At 63.0% G+C, this 265-nt stretch carries 1 protein-coding gene; it reads left to right on the top strand.

Features of this window, described 5'->3' with window-relative positions; translation table 11 throughout:
- A partial coding sequence (locus R0J87_RS21300) for a response regulator (RefSeq protein ID WP_498888785.1) occupies window positions 1-265 on the top strand: 265 nt, incomplete at both ends.

The raw sequence follows: 265 nt of genomic DNA, 5'->3' as shown, positions 1-265 counted from the left end.
TCAAGTTTCCCGGGATGCAGGTGGTCGCGCGTGCGCGGCAGTCGACGGAGCTGATCAAGATCCTGCAAACGGTTGAGTGCGACGTGCTCGTGACCGACCTCGCAATGCCGGGCGGCCAGTTCGGCGACGGCTTGCCGTTGATCGGCTACCTGCGCCGCAACTTTGCCAAGGTTCCCATCGTCGTACTGACGATGCTGGAGAACGCCGCGCTGCTGCAACGCTTGCGAGAGCTGGGCGTGACGTCGGTTGTGAACAAGTCGGACGA

This window comes from Halomonas sp. SIMBA_159, from assembly GCF_046536035.1.
GTDB lineage: Bacteria > Pseudomonadota > Gammaproteobacteria > Pseudomonadales > Halomonadaceae > Vreelandella > Vreelandella venusta_A.
The sequence above is the reverse complement of the archived record's forward strand: the minus strand, read 5'-3'. Positions and strand labels throughout refer to the sequence as shown.